General features: G+C 38.7%; 15 protein-coding genes. 8 read left to right on the top strand and 7 right to left on the bottom strand.

Annotated elements, in window-relative coordinates; translation table 11 throughout:
- The first annotated feature begins 2 nt into the window (after positions 1 to 2).
- Genes HQN83_RS13080 through HQN83_RS13090 form a run of 3 tightly spaced genes read left to right on the top strand, consistent with a single transcriptional unit; the run spans position 3 to position 6,722 of the window.
- Positions 3 to 1,802: a right-handed parallel beta-helix repeat-containing protein gene (locus HQN83_RS13080; protein ID WP_173090792.1), complete on the top strand. Its 1,800-nt coding sequence runs from the start codon at positions 3 to 5 to the stop codon at positions 1,800 to 1,802.
- Between the two features lie 23 nt (positions 1,803 to 1,825).
- The gene (locus HQN83_RS13085; protein ID WP_217277388.1) at positions 1,826 to 4,168 is read left to right on the top strand and encodes a family 20 glycosylhydrolase; all 2,343 of its coding nucleotides are present in this window, start codon (positions 1,826 to 1,828) and stop codon (positions 4,166 to 4,168) included.
- 7 nt (positions 4,169 to 4,175) lie between these two features.
- The gene (locus tag HQN83_RS13090; protein WP_173090793.1) at positions 4,176 to 6,722 is read left to right on the top strand and encodes an alpha-amylase family protein; all 2,547 of its coding nucleotides are present in this window, start codon (positions 4,176 to 4,178) and stop codon (positions 6,720 to 6,722) included.
- 12 nt (positions 6,723 to 6,734) lie between these two features.
- Here the strand turns inward: HQN83_RS13090 and HQN83_RS13095 are convergent, their stop codons facing one another.
- Together HQN83_RS13095 and HQN83_RS13100 are read right to left on the bottom strand one after the other, a co-directional pair.
- Complete coding sequence (locus tag HQN83_RS13095) at positions 6,735 to 7,547, bottom strand: alpha/beta fold hydrolase (protein ID WP_246254493.1); 813 nt, start codon at positions 7,545 to 7,547, stop codon at positions 6,735 to 6,737.
- Between the two features lie 86 nt (positions 7,548 to 7,633).
- Complete coding sequence (locus HQN83_RS13100; protein WP_173090795.1) at positions 7,634 to 8,080, bottom strand: DUF1579 family protein; 447 nt, start codon at positions 8,078 to 8,080, stop codon at positions 7,634 to 7,636.
- A gap of 172 nt (positions 8,081 to 8,252) precedes the next feature.
- On the opposite strand from HQN83_RS13100, the gene HQN83_RS13105 reads away from it, so the two are divergent.
- Complete coding sequence (locus tag HQN83_RS13105) at positions 8,253 to 9,953, top strand: serine hydrolase domain-containing protein (protein WP_173090796.1); 1,701 nt, start codon at positions 8,253 to 8,255, stop codon at positions 9,951 to 9,953.
- Positions 9,954 to 9,967: 14 nt separating this feature from the next.
- On the top strand, positions 9,968 to 11,077 hold the full coding sequence (locus HQN83_RS13110; RefSeq protein ID WP_173090797.1) for a glycoside hydrolase family 99 protein: 1,110 nt from the start codon (positions 9,968 to 9,970) through the stop codon (positions 11,075 to 11,077).
- 268 nt (positions 11,078 to 11,345) lie between these two features.
- Here HQN83_RS13110 and HQN83_RS13115 read toward each other — a convergent pair whose 3' ends face one another.
- From HQN83_RS13115 to HQN83_RS13135, 5 genes are all read right to left on the bottom strand, one after another.
- On the bottom strand, positions 11,346 to 11,690 hold the full coding sequence (locus HQN83_RS13115; RefSeq protein ID WP_173090798.1) for a hypothetical protein: 345 nt from the start codon (positions 11,688 to 11,690) through the stop codon (positions 11,346 to 11,348).
- A gap of 35 nt (positions 11,691 to 11,725) precedes the next feature.
- Complete coding sequence (locus HQN83_RS13120) at positions 11,726 to 12,826, bottom strand: efflux RND transporter periplasmic adaptor subunit (protein ID WP_173090799.1); 1,101 nt, start codon at positions 12,824 to 12,826, stop codon at positions 11,726 to 11,728.
- Between the two features lie 7 nt (positions 12,827 to 12,833).
- Positions 12,834 to 16,025 carry an efflux RND transporter permease subunit gene (locus HQN83_RS13125; protein ID WP_173090800.1) on the bottom strand — a complete coding sequence of 1,064 codons (3,192 nt, stop codon included), beginning with the start codon at positions 16,023 to 16,025 and terminating at the stop codon, positions 12,834 to 12,836.
- A gap of 5 nt (positions 16,026 to 16,030) precedes the next feature.
- Positions 16,031 to 17,401 (bottom strand): TolC family protein, encoded by a 1,371-nt coding sequence (locus HQN83_RS13130; RefSeq protein WP_173090801.1) that lies wholly within the window; start codon positions 17,399 to 17,401, stop codon positions 16,031 to 16,033.
- A gap of 99 nt (positions 17,402 to 17,500) precedes the next feature.
- A complete protein-coding gene (locus HQN83_RS13135; RefSeq protein ID WP_173090802.1) occupies positions 17,501 to 17,902 on the bottom strand; it encodes a hypothetical protein in 402 nt (133 codons plus the stop codon).
- A gap of 523 nt (positions 17,903 to 18,425) precedes the next feature.
- On the opposite strand from HQN83_RS13135, the gene HQN83_RS13140 reads away from it, so the two are divergent.
- Genes HQN83_RS13140 through HQN83_RS13150 form a run of 3 tightly spaced genes read left to right on the top strand, consistent with a single transcriptional unit; the run spans position 18,426 to position 20,748 of the window.
- Positions 18,426 to 18,902, top strand: coding sequence for a hypothetical protein (locus HQN83_RS13140; protein ID WP_173090803.1), 477 nt, complete (start codon positions 18,426 to 18,428; stop codon positions 18,900 to 18,902).
- A complete protein-coding gene (locus tag HQN83_RS13145; protein WP_173090804.1) occupies positions 18,845 to 19,681 on the top strand; it encodes a hypothetical protein in 837 nt (278 codons plus the stop codon). Before HQN83_RS13140 ends, HQN83_RS13145 begins: the two co-directional genes overlap by 58 nt.
- Positions 19,682 to 19,698: 17 nt before the next feature.
- Positions 19,699 to 20,748 carry a type II asparaginase gene (locus HQN83_RS13150; protein WP_246254497.1) on the top strand — a complete coding sequence of 350 codons (1,050 nt, stop codon included), beginning with the start codon at positions 19,699 to 19,701 and terminating at the stop codon, positions 20,746 to 20,748.
- The last annotated feature ends 17 nt before the right edge of the window (positions 20,749 to 20,765 follow it).

Raw genomic sequence — 20,765 nt, forward strand, 5'->3', positions numbered from 1 at the left:
ACATGAAGAATTATTTTATACTACTTTTTTTACTCTTTGTTGGCGCAAGAGGTTACAGTCAGACTGTAATTAAGGCTACTGATTTTGGAGTGAAAAAGAATAGTTTCGAGAATGCCGCAGATGGCATACAGAATGCCGTTAATGCTTGTAAAGGTAAAAAAGGTGCTGTTTTGGAATTACCTGGTGGGCGAATTGATATTTGGCCGGAGGGAAGTGCACGACGTGAATTGTATATTTCCAATTCTACAGAAGATGATACGCTTTCAAAAGTGAAAAATATTGCTTTTCTTTTTGAAGATAATAGTGATGTGACCCTTGAAGGCAACAATACGTTAATTGTTCTTCATGGTAAGATGGTTTCATTTGCAATTTTAAATAGTAAAAATGTAAAGATCCAGAACATTAGATTTGATTATGAAAGGCCAACAATGTCAGAAGTGACAGTAATGTCGGTGTCACCCAATGCTATTGAAACAACCATTCATGCCGATTCTAAATATTCTATTGATAGCGGTCGTATCAGTTTTTATGGTGAGGGGTGGAAAACAAAATCATTTCATACAATACTGTTCAATCCAGTAAAAGAATCTTTGAATTACAGTTCTTTCAGTCCTTTTTTGGAAAGTAAAGCTGTTGAGACAGCTCCCTATAATGTGAGATTTGAAGGCGACTTCAGTAAAAGCTCATTAAAAAAAGGCGATGTACTCACCATCAGAGATCCTTATCGTGATAATTGTGGCGGATTTATTTCTCGGTCTAAAGACATAAAACTTGAAGATGTAAAAATGCATTTTATGCATGGTCTAGGAATTGTATCTCAGTTTTCTGAGAACATTTCTTTATTTAAAGTAATCGTTGCACCAAGAGAAAATAGTGGAAGGATTATTTCCTCATTTGCAGACTGTTTCCACTTTTCCGGTTGCAAGGGGCTTGTTAAAGTAGATAGTTGCTTTACCTCTGGTTCTCATGATGACCCTATGAATGTTCATGGAACACATTTGCAAATAATGACAGCTGATGCAGGCAAAATTAAAGTGCGTTTTATGCACCATCAAACTTATGGATTTAAAGCCTTTTTTGCTGGTGATAGTATTGCATTCGTCAATCCAAAAACACTGATGCCTATAGGAACTGCAAAGTTGAAAACGGCAAAGTTGATAAATAAGCGTGAAATGGAGCTTGAAGTGGAAGGGAGCCTGCCATCATTTGCTCAAGCTGGTTTAGTTATAGAAAATCTTACCTGGACACCGGAAGTAATTGTTAGAAATAGCCGTTTTGAAAGAACCAATACACGTGGTTTACTGCTTACTACACGCCGTAAGGTACTTATTGAAAATAATGTTTTTTATCGGACTGGCATGTATCCAATTCTGATTGCTGATGATGCTTCCAGTTGGTTTGAATCTGGTGCGGTTAGAGATGTGCTTATTCGCAATAATACATTTCAGGAATGTGGTTTTAATTCGGGAAGTGGAGCTATAAATATTGCTCCGGAAAATCATGAATTAAAGGAGGGCGACATGGTTCACCGCAATATTCGTATTATGGGCAATATATTTATATTGCACAATGATGGACTGCTTAATGCCAGAAGTGTGGATGGGCTGGTTTTTACGGGTAATAAAATTACCAGATCAAGTTTATTGCCGACTGGAACTAGTAACCCAAGTATTAATTTGACTGCTTGTAAAAATGTGTTTATTAAAAAGAATAAGTTTGATTCGAATACATTACCGATTGTTAAGGCAAACACAATGGCCAAAAAAGATATCAAAGTTGATTTGAATATTGAAATGAAATAATGATTAATATAAACATATAACAAATGATGCCCTTTACTTTTCCAAAGAAAGTTACTGCAATTTTTGCCTCACTGTTATTCATGGGAATAGTAGTGAATGCACAGGAAGAAAAACTAAATAGTGGTGATTCAACGGCTTTCAAAGCTGTAATTTCAGGTCTTTCTTTTTCAGATAAAATAGAACAAAATACAAGCCAGCTAGTGCTTCCTAAGCCTGGGGCAGGGTATGAGCTTTCTCTATATGGCTCAAGTAGAAAACCTGTTATTGGTTTAGATGGAAAAGTTTATCAGCCATTAATTGATTGTGAGGTTCAATTGGTGTTTAAACTTAAGAATACTCAGAATAACAGATCTTATGAATTTCCACAAGCGATTAAAGTAGCAGGAAAGTTTCGTCCGCAGTCTGGCATAAATAAGCAACCTTTTGTTATCCCATCTTTGCAAGAATGGAATGGAAGAACAGGCAACTTTAAACTGTTGGCAAATAGCAGGATTGTTATAGATTCAGATGCTAAAAAGATTTTAGAACCTGCAGCAAAAATCTTTCTGGAAGACCTTAAAAAATTAACCGGTTATTCTGGTTTAAGTATTACTAAAGGTAAAGCAAGACCAGGAGATATTGTTCTTGGTATAAGTTCTGTACAGAAAAACTTAGGGAATGAAGGCTATGCTATGGATATAGATGAGATCTTGCATATCAGAGCTCCTTATTATAAAGGAGCTTTTTGGGCTACCAGAACCGTTTTGCAATTGTTAGAGCAAGATCCTTCACATAATCAGATTGTTAAAGGAGAGGTGCGTGATTACCCGAAATATGAAGTAAGGGGCCTTGTGCTCGATGTAGCCCGTAAATTTTTTACGCTTGATTTTCTGAAGCATTATGTAAAGATGATGGCTTATTATAAAATGGGCGATTTTCATATTCACTTAAATGACAATGGTTTTAAGCAGTTTTTTGGAGATGATTGGAATAAAACCTATTCTGCATTTAGACTGGAGAGCAGCACATATCCGGAATTGACATCAAAAGATGGTCATTATACAAAGTCGGAATTTAAGGAACTGCAGAAGACAGCACAATTGTACGGTATGCGTATAATACCTGAAATTGATGTGCCTGCCCACTCATTGGCTTTCACCAAAGTCTTTCCTGAGATTGGAAGTAAAGCTTATGGCATGGATCACCTGGATATTAATAACCCAAAAACTTATGAGGTTATAGATAATGTTTTTAAAGAATATATAAGTGGAAAAGATCCGGTTTTTGTAGATCCTGAAGTTCATATTGGTACCGACGAATATGCAAAAAAAGAGGCTGAGAGTTTTAGGGCATTTACGGATCATTACATCCGCTTTGTGCAAAGTTTTGGTAAAAGGGTACGACTGTGGGGTGCATTAACTCATGCTGAAGGGAAAACGCCCGTAAGCGTTAAGGATGTTACTATGAACGCCTGGTACAATGGTTATGCCGATCCCAAGGAAATGCTCCGTCTTGGCTATGATCAGATCAGTACACCAGACGGATGGTTGTATATTGTTCCTGCTGCAGGTTATTATTATGATTTTCTTAATGTTAAGAGTCTCTACAAAAACTGGGAACCTAATCAGATTGGAGACGTAGTTTTTCCGATGGGACATCCTAAAATCAGAGGTGGGATGTTTGCCGTATGGAATGACCATGTTGGAAATGGGATTACTATGAAAGATGTTCATCAAAGGGTTTTTCCGGCGATGCAAGTTCTGGCTGAAAAGATGTGGACAGGAAAAACGGATCAGTCAGTTTGGGATGAGTTTGCAAAAAATAGCGCCAATATTGGTGAAGGACCTGGACTAAATATGAGAGGTCTTGTTCGTTCTACTACATCTGATTCTTTGGTTTTGCAGGACAAGCTAAATGCTAAAGGGGCTAAATCAATTCAATTACCTTTAAAAGAAATCGGTTATCCATATTCTGTTGCCTTTACTTTGCGTCCAACTTCTGCAGGCAATGACAATATTACTCTGTTTAAATCGGAAAATGCCCGTGTGTTCTTGCTTAAGAATGATGGGTTAAGATTAGGTTTTAGCCGAGAGAATTATACAGATCTTTTCGATTTTGTATTTGCACCGGATAAAGCTTATAGAGTTGTCCTCACTGGTGATGAAAAAGGTACCTGGTTATATGTGGATGGAAAGTTGGTGCAAAAAATGGAAGGTAAAAAATTAAGCTTCACAAATACAAAGGATAAAATAAGTCAGATACAAACTCTTGTTTTCCCTTTAAATTATGTTGGAGATGCTAAAAATGGAGTTTACGGACTAGTTTCAGACCTTAAAGTATATAACAGGCGGCTGAATGAAACTTTAATCACTGAGGTAAGCAAGTAATCTAATTATGATGATGAAATCTGGTTTGGTAGGAGTGATTCTGTTGTTTTTGGTAAACAGCGTGAGTCATGCACAACAAGTTACTTTAAAGAACGATTTAATACAGCGGACATTTTCCTATTCAAATGGAACATGGCGGACAATAGCGTTCTCAAATACAGATGGGAGCCGACTTTTAAAGGTAACCAGTGAGGAGTTTCATATCCTGCCATTAAACGGAGATAAAACACTTTCTGTAGCAGATTTTACATCAGTAGTAAAACCAAAATTGTATAAAAGAGGAGATACTTCCTTTTTGGAAATAAGGTATAAACCCAAGCCTGTTGCATTAAAGAATCCGGCTTGTCCAGATGAACTGATTGCCTACCATTTTGTGGTAAAGGGGCAACGATTTATCCGTAAAAACATCAAACTGTTATTTAACAAACAGGCCACAGTTGATCGTTTGGAAGTAGAGCGCTTTGTGTCTAAAGGAGATCAGAGTGGGGGCGGCAGAGGTGAACCGGTTTATGTTGATAATATCTGGTTTTTCGGATTGGAATATCCGGCAGGATATAGTCGTTGTAAGGATGGAAATTTCCCTGCTTCGTATGGTCGATATTATGATAAAGTTGGGAATTATAGTTTTATTGATCTTGAAGGTAGAGATATTGCTTCAGATTGTGTTCCGGGAACAATTAGATTAATGCATTTTCCGGGATATTCGGTTCCTAAACAGAAACAGTTTCAGATTTTAAGTAAAACCAGTGTTGCAGGTTTCTCTTCAAAACACGGAGAAATAAAGCATGACTTTATGCAATACCTTGCTACCCTTTGGAAAGCACCTCGTTCTTTTTTAAACTATAACAATTGGTTTGACCAAAGTGCAAAGAACCTCAAAGGAGAAACTTTTGTGAATGTTTACAAAAGATATAAGGAAATAGTGGAACCTTATGGGGTTAAAATTGATGCGATGGTGCCTGATGATGGCTGGCAGAATAGAACCGGCATTTGGCAACCACTACCTGATTTCTTTCCTAATGGAGATGCTGACCTGGCTTTGTTAAGTAAAAAACTAAAAGATGAAGGTACCGGTTTAGGACTTTGGCTATCATTAAATAGTTATAATAACAATATAGATTGGGGTTTAAAGAATGGATATCGTGAAGCAAAGCGAAATTCTTATTTTAAACAGTACAACAGGTATTATAGTTTATCTGCAACAAAATACAAGGAAGCCATATTAAAAAGAGTACCTGAGCTAGCTAAGCGTGCAGACTTAGTTTATTTTAAGCATGACTTTAATGAGCTATGCGATCTTGATTCGGGTAATAATCACCCCGCAACAGACAGGCACGGCCATGAGGCTAATCTAGACGTTGCCTTAGAAGTATTAACGGCTACGAGAAAAGCAAAACCTGAAATCTTTCAGAACCTTACCAATTGGATTTGGCTTTCGCCATGGTGGTTGCAATACTCAGATTATCTCTGGATGCTGGCAGGTGATGATGGAATTAATGGTAATACTCCAGAGATTTCGACTAAGGCCATGTTTACTACTGATAGGGATACTTATATCTGGCGTTTGTATGGGAATAATCAGGATAGGCCGTTGGTTCCTATTTCCCGTCTGATGACTCATGGGGTTCTTCAAACTTCCCCTGAAGATAAGAATATACCACTACAGGATTGGATGGATTATGTATTGATGCATTATGGGAGAGGTACCTTGCTTAAGGAATGGTATGTTTCGTTGGATGCAATGACAGCTGATCAGTGGAAAACATTATGTAATGTACACAATTGGGCAAAGGAGCATGAAAAAGAATTGAACAACGCCCAGTTTGTAGGAGGTAGACCTGATGAAGGAAACGCGTATGGTTATATTGGATGGGAACATGATAAAGCTGTATTGGTTGCTCGAAATGCAGGACCAAATACTCAAAAACTGATCATACCTTTTAATGATATGGCAGGTTTTTATGGTGCTTCCGGTGAATTGTTTAAAGCAAATGTGGTTTATCCTTACCGTGATAGCTATCCTGCTTCATTTGTTTCTGGTAAGAATATGGAAATTGAAATCCCCGGATATTCGACAATGGCTTTTGTAATTGAAAAGGGAGAGCTTGTAGATGCTAAACCGAAAGACCAATCTGTCTTAAACACTAAATCAACAAAAGAACAGGACGGAAGTGTAAAAACAATACTAACTGTGCCTGCCAATGTTAAAGGACGATGTGATTTATTTTTAATCGGCTATACCAATCTGCCCGAAGTGCTAATCAATGGTGTGCAAGTTAAGGCTAATCGAAATACTAAGGCATTGCTAAATAATTTTGCTAGTTATGCAGTATCAGGTATGCCAAGTACAAAAGCAATAGACTGGAAAATGTGCGCTATAGATTTATTGCCATATGCCGGGAAAGAAATATCCATTACTTATGGAAAAGTCGATAAATTCGAAAGCCACATTTTATACGAGCAAATTGTTGAAACACAACCTCATGTTGAGGCAAAAAATGAATTGTTGCCAATTGCCAATGATACCAGGAGGTATGTGTTTAAATTATATTAGATTACAACATGGTTATTGTTTTGTCTCAGGTTTATCAAGGAAACTTTCAATCATTGGAATCACATAGTCTGCTTCTTTAGAATCAGATTTTAATGTTGTTATTTCTTCAATATACTCACCATGTACCCCAGGGATTATTGCTACTTTCGAGTTAGCTATCAGTTTATGCATTTCGAGTGCATGCTCTGGCGTTACCACATCTTGGTCGCCATTTATAAATAGGGTTGGGACTTTAATAGATTTAATCAGTTCATCTGGTATATCCTTAAAATTAACCATCCTTTTAGCATCTCTATCATGCATTATTTGCAGGCCATTTGAGTCTGGTGTAACTTGTAAATAAGCTTCTTTTAGTTCTTTTGGCATATTAGATAGTTGAGCTTGTTTCATGAAACCCCAAAACTGTGCTGGAACGCCACTGCGTTTTAAAAGTGCAGAACCCAAAATGATCTTATCAACTATTTCGGGATGACGAATGGCGATTTGAACAGTGGTTGTTCCGCCGTTACTGAAACCAAAAAAGTCTGCTTTGTCAATGTTCAGATTTTTTAGAAGTGTAGCAACGTCATCGGCGTCCTGTTCAAAAGATGAATCCTTTCCTCTATCACTGGTTCTTCCATGAGCTTGCAGTTCAACGGCTATAATTTTTCTGTGTTTGGCAAGCATTGGAATAACCCTTCCAAATGTAGTTTGTATAGTAGACCCACCTCCATGAATCAAAACAAGTGGCTTCCCCTGTCCGTAAATTTCATAATACATTTTAATTCCGTTGACTTCAGAATGGCCATTTTTGGAAGTTAAAGTGTCATTTTTGGTCGTTTTCATTTGACTATTGTTGTCTTGTGATTGGTTTGTATTATTGCACGATGATAGTATTAGAAATGCTAATACTGAATATACGATTGTCTTTTTCATTTTATTTTAGATAATTTGATATTCATTAAATGAGTCCAGGTTTTACTATCTGCAAGTTGTTCCCAAACACCAGAAAACACGTTGCTTTTCTCATTAAAGCCACCTTTAAACCTTAAGCTGTCACCATTGAAAGTCCAAAGACCATCATTAACTGTTGCGGTCATAAACCCTGAGTTGCCATTGTTGTTATAATGCTGCATGGTGTAATGACCATTTAAGTCATCATAACCAATAATTTCATGTGTTTTACTGTTGTCGTTACCGATTGTCACATCTGCGGTATGTAGTAAAAAGAAACCATCAACTATCCAGTTGTAATTGTCTGTACCTATTATTTTTATTTCAGGGCGACCATTTGAAGAGGGTATAAGCCCTTCTGTATTCCAACTTCCAATGAAATTATTCAATTGGTGGTAGGCCAGCTCATTTTTTTTATGCATCATATTTAATTTACACCAAGTTACCACAATCAGTTTTATTTTATACTGGGCAGTACTGACAAATTGAAGGGGGTATTACGACATTTCCTCTATAAACATTGTCTTTCATATTGGATGCGATTATAAATCGCCATTTTTATGTAAGTTTAAATTACCAAATATTTATAAACAGAATATGAAAACAACGCTCTTCATTATTAAAAAACAAGCGATTATTCTATTTTTATGCACGCTGATACCGACCGCAAAGGTATGGGCACAAGCGTTGCCAGACTCCATTACAAAGAAAGTTGACGGCTTATTCGCGAAATGGAATACCCTTAGCAGCCCCGGTTGTGTCATAGGCATTGTGCGCAATGATTCGTTGATTTATGCTAAAGGATATGGCCTGGCTAATATTGAATACGGCGTGTCCAATACACCGGAAACTATCTATCATATGGCATCAGTTTCTAAGCAATTTACGGCTTATGCTATTGTTTTGCTTGCCAAACAAGGGAAGCTTAAACTAGATGATGACATTCATAAATATCTTCCATGGTTTCCTGATCTTAAAGAAAAAATTACCATTAGGCAGTTGCTTAACCATACTAGTGGGATTAGAGATCAATGGCAACTATTAGCTATATCGGGCACAAGGCTTGATGATGTAATTAAGCAGGAACAAATTGTTAAAGTGCTGAGCAAGCAACAGGCTCTAAATTTTAAACCGGGAGAAAAATATAGTTATTCTAACAGTGGGTTTACGATGCTCGCTGAGATTGTAAAATCTGTTACAGGGAAAACGCTTAGACAATTTACAGATTCTGTCATTTTTAAACCTTTAGGTATGATTGATACACACTTTCACGACGATTATACTGAAGTTGTAAAAAATCGTTCCTATTCCTATTACCCCAAAGATAGAGGTGGCTTTAGCAATAGTATTTTGTCGTATTCTAATGTGGGAGCAACCAGTCTCTTTACCAATGTGAATGATATGGCTAAATGGGTTATGAACTTTTACAATCATAAGGTAGGAACTCAGGAAGACATAGAAACGCTAACGCAAAAGGGGAAGTTTAACAACGGCAAAGAATCTGATTATGCATTAGGAATTGCTAATAATACCTACAGAGGGTGGAAACAGTATTCGCATAACGGAGCCGATGCTGGTTACAGGACATCGGTTATTGCTTTTCCAGATTTAAAAATGGGTTTTATCGTTTTTAGTAATGTTGGCGATTTTAACATGGGTAAGATGTACGAAATGGCTAACTTATTTATTAAAGATACTTCCAAAAAAGCAATTGATCCTGTTGTTTCGGCTATTGATAGCAGTAAAGCCATTTTAAAAGACCTTACCAATGCAAAGAAGTTCTCTGGTGATTATATTTCTGATGACGGAACACAGTTTACTTTTAAATTATTCAATGAAAAATTGTATTGGGAAAGGTATGGCCGCTCAGACCTCTTATTAAAAGACGAAAAGGGGACTTTCATGCAAGCTTCCTCACCTGATGTTAAATTTCTGTTCAGCACAACAAACAAGGGCGATGTCCTTGTTAAACAATGGTGGTCGGATGGGGAACGTTCTTTGTTTAAATACGTAGCAGTCAGTAATCAAACAGATAAGGGATTGAAGGGGTATACAGGTACATATTATTGCCCGGAATTGGATTGTAAGTATGGGATAGTTTTAAAAGGTAAAGACTTAATATTAACCAATAACAAATACGAGGATACCAAGTTAAAGCTTACTGGAAAGGATCACATCAATACCGATTATTGGTGGATGGGACACCTGAAGATATTACGCGGTAATAAAAATCAAATCATAGGTTTTGAAGTTAATGACGGAAGGGTTATGCATTTGAGGTTCAATAAAATTCAGTAATTTAAGGTGAGTGTATGAAAGGTTTATCTATTATAAAAACGAGTTTATTAATCACCTGTTTGGTGTTTTTTTACACAACCAATAAGGCAAGCGTAGGGAAGCCTGACAATAAAGTTTTTTGTTTCTACTATAATTGGTATGGGAATGAAAAATTGGATGGTAAAGAGGTGCATTGGGCTCATCCTGTTATGAAACAATCTGCTAATGATAAGGACCTGGGGAGTATTCCGGGAAAGAACAATTTGGCGAGTAACTTTTTCCCTCAATTAAAAAACTACAGTAGTAACGACCCTCAGGTTGTAGCAAAGCACATGAAAATGATGGCAGATGCCCGCATTGGAGTGGTTGTACTTACTTGGTGGAGGAATATGGATTTGGGTTTAAAGTCGATTCCATTAATCCTGGATGAAGCCAATAAGAAAGGCCTTAAAGTGAGCTTTCATTTAGAACCTTATGGAGGTAGAAGTGCAAAATCTGTTCGGGATGACATTCAAGAAATCTTAAAACTTTATGGCAAGCATCCGGCTTTTTATAGAAATAACGGTAAACCATGGTTTTTTATTTATGATTCCTATTTAACCGGTTTTGAGGAGTGGACCTCTTTATTAAAGCCAGATGGGAAGATATCAATAAGAAATACGCCATTGGATGTAGTTATGATTGGTTTATGGGTTAAGAAAGGAGAAGAAGAGTTTTTTGAAAAATCAGGCTTCGATGGTTTTTATACTTATTTCGGTGCTACAAATTTTACTTATGGTTCATCTCCTGGCAATTGGAGTTATATGCAGAATTGGGCAACAAAACACGACAAGATATTTATCCCTTGTGTGGGGCCTGGTTATATTGATACCCGAGTTCGCCCATGGAATGCAGTAACAATTCGTGACCGAGATAATGGTAAGTATTATGATAATATGTTTGGGGATGCTATACGCAGCAAGGCGAGTTATGTAGGCATTACATCTTTTAATGAATGGCATGAGGGCACTCAGATTGAACCTGCAATACCTTTTAAGGATCCCGGATTTAATTATTTAGATTATTCTCCTCTGGCTCCTGATTATTATTTGAAACGTACGGCTTATTGGATTGAGCAATTAGCTAAATCCAGAAAAGCTAAGTAGTAGAGATAGGAGTACTATTTATGGGAGATAAAAGAGGTGTTCAAAAGGGATCCGATCGTCATGCTGAGAGCCTAGCATTGGAAAGAATACAAAAAAGTGGTAATGACAATTGTTTAAGCGATAGTCATGCTGAATTTATTTCAGCATCTCTCAAGAGAAAGAAAACCTTACTAGTGTGAGATGCTGAAATAAATTCAGCATGACGAATGTTCTATGTCATTCGGGAATAAATTCAGCATGACGATCGGATCCCTTTTGGATACCCTGTTTACTTAACTATTAATTCCGCTCCGGTTAAGCAGTAGAAAAGATTCTGCAATTGATGAACATACTCTAACTTGTAATCTAGCATTGCTATTTCACCATCCATAGGTTGCAGATCATCATTTAATACAAATTGGTGTCCATTTTTCTTTTCCAGAACATAAGTGGTTTCAAAACCTTCTTCATATTCAAACTCAAATTTCTCAAAGCCAAATTTTACCAACCATTCTTCCGATAAACGTATTGGCTCCATTAAACCTGCCGAATCAATATCCGATCCATAAGGTATTTGCTCCGGATGCCCGTGGTCTAATGTATAATTGCCTATTCGTAATTCGCTTGAGTCCATAATAAATTCTTAAAGCGCAAAAATAGGATAATATCTTATTTAATAACTATTGTCGATCCTTCTGTTAATTCTTCGCTGGCTATTTTTACAATCTGATCTTCCGGTTCTAACTCTCCAAAAACTTCCTGAACTTCACCTTTTCTGATACCAACCGACACAGGTATTCTTGAAACAACATTGTTTACTACCTTAATAACAAAAGTTCCTGATTGTGCAGTTGCGATGCTGCTAACCGGCAACCAGATGGTAGGGGCAGACCTGCGCATATTTAGTTTTACCTGTGCATACTCGCCACCGCCAAGTTCCCCGGAACTGTTGTTAACGTCAAACTCTGCTGTTATTGATCTAGATTGTTGGTCTAATACTCCACTTTTCCGAGATAACTTTGATTGAAATACCTTGCCAGGATGATTTGCAACCGTAAAAGAAACCTTTGTTTCTTTACCTATCGAGTGTCCGTGTTTCTCAGGAATGGCAACAGTTAACCTTAAATTTTTGGTTTGCGCTATAGAGAACAGAGCCGTTTGTGAGCCTTCGCCTACTAAAGCTCCAACTGAAACCTTTTTGTCTGTAATAACGCCATCAAAGGGGGCAGTAATTCTTAAATATTGTTGTAATTGAGCAGAAACACCTGTTTTTGCTTTTACAGAAGCATACGCAGCACTATCGCTGCGGAACTTGCTTCTTGCCCTATCTAATTCAATTTCGGCTACCGCACCAGATTTAGCAGATGCTTTTTTAAGTCTATCATAGGATTGGCGACTATACAAATAATCTTCATAGAATTTGTTCTCATCCGATTTTGCCGCAAGGTATTGCTGAGTGATTTCCGGCGCTTCCAGTATTGCCAGCAATTGGCCCTTACTAACCTTGTTTCCTCTATCAACCATAATGCTTTTAACAAAACCCTTTACTTTTGGATATAAAACAACTTCCTCAAAAGCTTTAAGTTCTCCCGGGAGCTCCAATGAGTATTCCGGTTGATCTAAAACCGGATTAATTACCTCTACAGACACCGTTTTCTTAGGTTTTGGTTGGTCTGTTTTAGGTTTTTCACCTCCACATGCAGCTATTAATAATAAAATGGGAAGTAGGTAAGAGAGTTTAGTGTATTGTTTATTAATGATTTGTTTCATGATTCAATTATTGAGCAGTAGTTGGGATTAAGATATTTTTTAGATTAGCATTTTCAGGATCATCCGGATCTAGTGAGAGACTATTCCTGCTTTTGTTTTTCATAACCAGGGTATACAGATGTGGCAATACCAATAGCGCAGTTAAAGTTGATAATATTAGCCCGCCAATTACCGCCTGACCAAGTGGAGCAACCTGCTCACCACCTTCGCCCATGCCTAACGACATTGGGATCATTCCGGCAATCATGGCAAGCGTAGTCATGATGATTGGCCTAAGTCTGGATGATGCCGCAAGGAATGCTGCCTGTTTGGAGGCAAGACCATGCTTTAAACGATTTACTTCAGCCTGGTTAATCATCAGTACAGCGTTTGAAACCGAAACACCAACCGACATGATAATCCCCATGTATGACTGTAAGTTTAGCGTGCTCCCACAAATAATGAGCATAATTAAACTGCCGCCTATTACGGCCGGAACTACTGATAAGATCAACCCTGATACCGCGAAGGATTGGTAATAAGCAGTCAACATTAAAAATATAACCACTATAGCTACCAATAACCCTGTCTGAAGTCCGGAAAGCGTATCATCAAGCAATTGCATTAAGCCTTCGCTAGAAACAATAATACCTCTTGGAGGCTCGCCAACGGCTTTAATGGCCTCTTTTACAGCTTTTGATGCCGTGCCAAGGTCAGACTGATGAGTGTTTGCAAGCACACTTACGTACCTGTTTGGCCCCTGCCTGTTAACCTGGGCAGGAAGTTTAACCATCGATAAGGTTGCTACATCTTCCAGAACCGGCCCCGAGGAACCAGATTTTAGTGGTAATGATCTCAATTTATCTAGCGATTGCATATCAGCTTCAGGTATTTGAACCTGTACCTGAAACACCAATCCCGATTTCGGATCTACCCATAAATTTTTATTGGTAAAGCGTGTAGAGGAAGTTGCAATAGTAAGCGTGCGGGCAACATCTTCCATTGTTAAACCAAACTGAGCTGCAAGTTCACGGTTTACATTGATCTGAACACTTGGTGAATTAACAGGCTCCGCTATCCTGATATCTCTTAATGAAGGTATTTTTAACAGCTCAGCCTCAATTTTTTTAGCAAACTTTTCTGCGCCTTTCAACTGCGGTGCAGCTACCTTAATTTGAATGGGTGTCATAGCTCCCTGACTCATGATCTTTTCTACCAATTCTATGGGTTCAAAGCTGATCTTAAGTTCAGGCATGTTCAATTGTATTTCCTTACGGATAGATTCCTTTAACGATGCAATTGATCCGGTAAAAACATGCTGATCTATAGAAACCTGCAATACAGATTCGTGCGAGCCACTGGTAAACAAAAAGATAGGATTAATGGCTGATGAAGACGGTTGTAATCCGACAAAAGCAGAGCTGATCTTTATGGCGTTTTCCGGCAATTGTTCCTGAATGATACTGGTAACTTTTTTCAGGTAGGCTTCTGATTTTTCTAAGCGACTACCTTCGGGTGCCATAATCCTTAATTGGATATCGCCACTATTACTTGCCGGAAGTATATCCGCTCCAATAATTAGTGATCCTGTTGTGATCAGCACTAAAACTATCAGCGTATAGATTCCCAATACACCTGCAATTCTGTTTTGTCCATATTTGGTAATGGAAAGGTAGCGCTGTTTAAACTTCTCAAATCTGGTCAGTTTTTTTACTTCATTATTAGGCTTATGATGAACCAGTAGTTCAGGTTTCATCAACCAGTTGGCCAAAATAGGTACAAAGGTTTGTGAAGCTATAAAAGAAGCAATCATGGCAAAAGCAACCGCCATAGATAGTGGCATAAACATATCCTTAGGTATGCCAGTCATCATAAATGAAGGTATTAGCACCGCCAGGATACAAAACAGGATCAATATTTTAGGGATAGAGATTTCCAATAGTGCATCCAGAATTGCCCGTTGCTTGGGCTTTTCCATTTCAAAATGCTGGTGAATGTTTTCTATAGTTACCGTGGCTTCGTCTACGAGTATACCTATGGCCAGTGCCAGGCCGCTTAGCGTCATCACATTAATGGTTTGGCCAAACATATACAGCATAATTACCGCCGAAAGAATGGCAATAGGTATAGTTAGTACAACAATTAGCGCGCCTCGTGAATCACCTAGAAACAGGAAAACCATAATCCCGGTAAGCACTGCACCAAGTACACCTTCGTGGATCAGATTTTCCAATGAGCGCTCTATATATGCTGACTGATCAAATACATATTTGAGGTCCACATCTTCGGGCATAGCAGCTTTTAACTTGGGAATAGCGGCCTTTAGGTTTTCTACAACTTTTAAAGTAGAGGCATCTGCTTTTTTGATAACAGGCAGATAAACCGATCTTTTTCCGTTAATGATGGCATAGCCGGCAGTTACATCAGCAGCGTCTTCTACCGAGGCTATGTCCTTTACAAAAATGGTGTTGCCTGCTGTAAGCTTTATCGGAATATTCAGAAATTCCTCAGGATCTTTAGCAATTGAGTTTAAAGGGCTCATCAGGTTTTGATCTCCAATTCGGATATTTCCGGCAGGAGAAGGGAAGTTGTTTTTAGCAATTGCCATGGTTACTTCCTGGGCCGACAATCCATAAGATTGCATCAATTCTGGGTTTACTTTTACTACCATGGTACGTGCATTCCCGCCAAATGGGGCAGGCGCTGTTACTCCGGGGATGGTCACAAACATAGGCCTGATCTTAGTCAGTGCGAGTGTTTGAAGCTCAGTAATCGAACGTTTTGAACTTTCAAATACCAACTGACCAATGGGCATTGAGCTGCCATCAAACCTTACTACCTGAGGCGGAACTGCCCCCGGAGGTAGAAAACCCATCGCTCTGGAAACCTGTGCAGAGAGCTCTCCTGAGGCTTGAGCCATATCAGTTCCCGGATAAAAAGTGAGCTTCATTAGGGTGAAACCTTGGACACTTTTAAAGTCAATGTCTTTTACTCCGCTAACAAAAATCAATACTTTTTGGAATTCATTGGCCATAAAACCATCCATGTAAGCAGGGGTAAGTCCACCATAGGGCATGGCTATATAAATTACCGGAAGTTCAACCTTAGGGAAAATATCTACATTGATATTTCGTATAGCTGTGAAAGAGAAATAGGCGATAGCAATTATAGCTACCATTATTGTGAGTGGTTTTTTTAGGGCAAACCTTATCATGTTCATAGTGCTTAATTAAAGTGGTTGAGTAAATAAGAAAAGTCGCCCGAAATTTCAGCCTGAGCGGTAATCAGGTTCCAGTAATTCTGACCAGCCTGAATGTTTTCACGTTCTGCATTCTGTAGTAATGACTGGATTTGAAGCAGTTCTATAAGATTGATCAATCCGCCCTCATAACGGGATAAATAAAGCTCATAAGCATCAGAGGCCTTTTTAAATGCCTTACCACTTTCTTTCAGTAATAGCTCCTGCTGATTAATCCTTGATGATAAAGCCTGCAAAGAAGTATTCATTTGTAACTTCTGAAGGTTGTACTTTGCCTGAACTCCCTCAATCGTTTTCTGCGATCGTTTCTTTTCGAGGGAACTGGTATAAGCTCCGCTGATGTTCCAGCTCAACCCGATTCCCATCAGGTAGTTGTTGGCAAAATTCTGGTATCCCGAACCCAACCTATTCTCTGTAATTCCGTTTTTTCCAATGCCGCTACCTCTGGTCGAAACTCCTCCCAGAACGGATAACGATGGAAATATTTTACGGGAGGCTACCTGCTCCATGGCTTTTTCATAGCGCAATTGCTTATCGATAACCTGGAGGTAAGGATGGTCTTTTTTTACGCTATCAATAGCTGTATTTTCGTGCTTATCTGACACTTGCTCTTGCAAAGACCAATCCTGTAACGGAACAACCTCATAAAAACTGGCTTTACTTGCTTCATATTTGCCAAGCCATTCGTGCCTTACCGCTAAAGCTTGCGAATAAGCCGAAGATGCAAGTGCGGTATCAGCTCCGGGCTTTAGTCCTGCTACTGATAAGCTAACCGATAAATCGAGGATTTGATTAACTCGTTTTACGTTTTTTTCGGCCCATTTCAAATTGGCATTGCTGTAATAAATATCAAGATACAGTCGGCTAACTTTAGCATGTAAGGCCAATTGCGCGGCATCGTAACTACTTTGAGCACCCTGAGCCTGGTATTCGGCTGCATCAATTGCTTTACGCTGTTTACCAAATTCAAAAACCTTCCAGTCTACAACTGCCGATCCAAAAGTGTTCCCCGTTGTCCGAACTTCACTACCTAAAGGCGAATTGTTACCTGTAACATTAAAAACCCCGGGAACCGGGAAAAAAGCTCCGCTACTTCCCTGGAAAGTTCCATACGAGTTTTGTGCCTGTAGCTGTACCTGAGGGATGGATTTGCTTTGAACTTCCTTTTTACGAATTTGATATTCACCAACAGCAGCAACGCGCTCGGCCAAACCCGGATAAGTTCTGTCAGCTTCTGCAAAAGCCTCTTTAAGTGTTAATGCATTTTTCTGCTGGGCTTTTACTTGCGTGGCAAATGCCATTAGCACCAAACAGGATAATTGAAGAGTGTACTTCATTCTCTTTAAAAATTAAATTATAGAATTGGGCAATAGTAAACCGGTACCGGAATTTAATCCAGTACTAAATGGGCGGTAAGAAACCGCAATTCGATAATTCTATATTAAGAGAAGTCTGTTCTGCAGGAACAGGGGAAGTTGAGACCAATGCAGTAGCGAATACGGAACCGGTAATCGTAAATTATCTTTAAAGACAGTGAACAGCGAAATAAGGAAAGCAGGTAACAGGCAATAAAGCGCCATAAACAATGCATTTCCAGAATTGTGCTGACTGGCAAATGATAGTAGATCGTTTTTGGTATCAGAGAGTTTTTGACAAGCGATTTTAGTCATTTTTCCACTTTGCATGGTTGACACAGTGTCGCTCGAAAGGAAATATTGGATACCTTTTCTAACTACACATGACGAAAGCACCACAAGCATAATCAACAGGCAAGCACTCAAAAGCCTGTAGCCTTTAAGGTTTATTCTGTTTAATCTATACTCAATTGGATTCATCATTGGGGCAAAAGTAGTGTTTTTAAATTAAACGAGTTTAAACGAGTGTTTTTTTAGAGAGCCTCAATACAAGAGCGTGTACAAAAAGACTTAATTATCTAATAATTCAGAGCTAAAAATTTATCATCATTATGCTCATTTAGGCGCTCAACCAAATAGGTGATTTTTCCTTTTACTGCCTGCTGTTTTGGGCTGGTTCCGGCTCGGTTCCGGCTGTATACCGGCTCGGGAATAATCAGGCTTTTCTGAGGGGTTTCTCAGGCTCTTCTCAGGCCAACGTGGGGTAAATCGCCTGAGTTGAGCCTGCTCAAAACCTGCTCAATGCCTGAGTGATTTACTCTGGGATCCAAGCGGATGCTGGCTCGTTCAAAATGATAAATTCTGGTGGGTTGTGGCTTGGTCCAGATAGGTAATTAAGCAATGGTCCGTTTTTTAGAAAAATCCGAAACATTATGAGGGGTGAAATGGTTATATAAGTGCAAGAGCTTCATTGTACTAACCAGATTTTCATAATACTAACGCGCTTATGAAGAAAACAATTACTAATGCATATAACCTACTTGGTCTGCTGTTTATTGGTTGTTTTCTCTTTGTTAGTGAAACACAAGCACAATTGATTAAATACGAGAGTAAAGACTCTCTAAATGGAAAGCCTAAAATCAGTTCTTTTCTGATTGGCCGTTTAAAATTGAACGGTATTTATGACATTAGCGGAAATCTACACGGAAACAGTTCCTTTCTGATTCATGAAAATGATGTATACGGCAGAAATAAACCTGCCTTTTGGGTAGACATGAGGCAAAGTCAGCTTCGTTTTTCATCAACCACACAACTTCGTAATGGTAAAGAGATAAAGTCTATGCTCGAAGGTGATTTTGAAGGAGGCCCCAATCGTACTTCCTTGTTCAGACTTCGCCATGCGTGGATTAAATATGCCACTTTACATTGGGGCAAAACTGGTCTACTTTTGGTGATCCTGATTTGTGGCCTGCTAGTTTGTTAGATTGGGATGGACCCACCGGAATGGTGTTGAGCAGAAGAATTCAACTTAATTATAGAAATAAATTTAGCAAAAAAAGTAGGGTTGGTTATGAACTTGCTATAGAGCAAATGGAACCCAGAAGGCTATTTGATTATACTACAAACGTAGATTTTGGTGTCGATTATGCACCCAGGAGGATTCCTGACGTGATAGGTGCTTTAAGATATGATTACGATAATGGGGGCTTTTTAAAAGTTGCCGGGATATACCGAAATATTGGTTACGATTCTAAAAACATACAGACAACTAACACTGATTTTAAGTATAAAACTGCAAATGGTTGGGGCATAACAGGTATGGCCAGCATATTTTTTAATAAAAAATCTGGCCTCGTAAACAACCTACAGGCACAATGGAACATTGGAAAAGGCATTTCAGATTATTTTTTAGCTGTTGGTGGATCCGGTCTGGATGGCTTTGCGAATGAAAATGGACAGGGTATATTAAATCTGTTAGATGTCCATTCCGGTTTTGTTTCTTATCAGCGGTTTTGGACGGCCAAGTTCCATACCATGGTAATTGCTTCTTACAACCACTTTTCGGGCGGGGAGGGAACTGTTGACACTTGGAACGAAATGACCAATTACCACTTCACTTTAAATCTTTCTTATAATTTATTGGATAACCTGATGATCGGTTTTGAACCCCAAATAGGTTATAAAGAACTTAAAATCGATCAAAACACCACCAAAGGGAAAGATGCTGTACGTATAAACTTCGGAATGTTGTATAATTTTTAAACGCTTAAAAATAAACGATGATGAAAAGAATACTGATGTTTTTAATGATGGTGCTGTTGCTACAGGTAGCTTACGGCCAGAAACCAAGAATAATAATTCTTGCCACAGGCGGAACTATTGCAGGTCAGGGGGCTTCGGCAGATCGTGCCGGTTATACAGCAGGTAAAATTCCGGTAGCCGATTTAATAGGTACCATACCATCCATAAAAAATGTTGCAGACGTAAGCGGCGAACAAATTTCGGCTGTAGGTAGTCAGGATATGAGTTTGGAAATCTGGAAAAAACTCGCAATAAGAATCAATGAGATCTTTAGCAAAAAAGAAGCTGATGGAATTGTGATTACCCATGGTACAGATACACAAGAAGAAACTGCCTATTTTCTGGATTTGGTAGTGGCATACGATAACCCGGTGGTATTAACGGGCGCTATGCGGGCATCAACAGCGATTAGTGCCGATGGGCCTAAAAATCTATTTGATGCAATTACGCTTGCTGCAGATTCTAAAAGTAAGGGGCGTGGAGTTTTGGTTTCCTTTAATGAATCCATCTTTAATTCAAGAGATGTTACTAAACTAAGTACCACTAAAGTAAATGCGTTTGGCGCACCTAATAGCGGAGCTATTGGGCAGGTATTTGATGGAAAGGTTGAGTTTTATAAAAGTTCAGATCGCCAGGTTTCTCCCTTGCCTCAGTTCAAGGTAGATGACAATACTGTTTTTCCAAAAGTAGAAATCGTTTATACTTATGCCGATGCTTCTCCGGCATATCTCGATCTTCTAGTTAAAGAAAAGGCTGCAGGTATTGTCATTGCCGGAGTGGGTAACGGGAATTTTTCAAAAGCATTTACCAGCTCAGTTAAAAAAGCGGTGGCTGCAGGAATTGTAGTTTGCAGGGCAAGCAGGTGCGTATCCGGAAGAGTTGTAGAGGATGGTGAGGTTGATGATAAAGAATTAGGAACGATTGTATCTGATGACTTAAACCCACAAAAAGCCCGAATACTGATCATGCTGGGCTTGTTGAAAACGCACAATACCGCTGAACTTCAGCAATATTTTTTACGCTATTAAAAGATTTTAAACTAACA

Source organism: Pedobacter foliorum (genome assembly GCF_013266735.1).
GTDB lineage: Bacteria > Bacteroidota > Bacteroidia > Sphingobacteriales > Sphingobacteriaceae > Pedobacter > Pedobacter foliorum.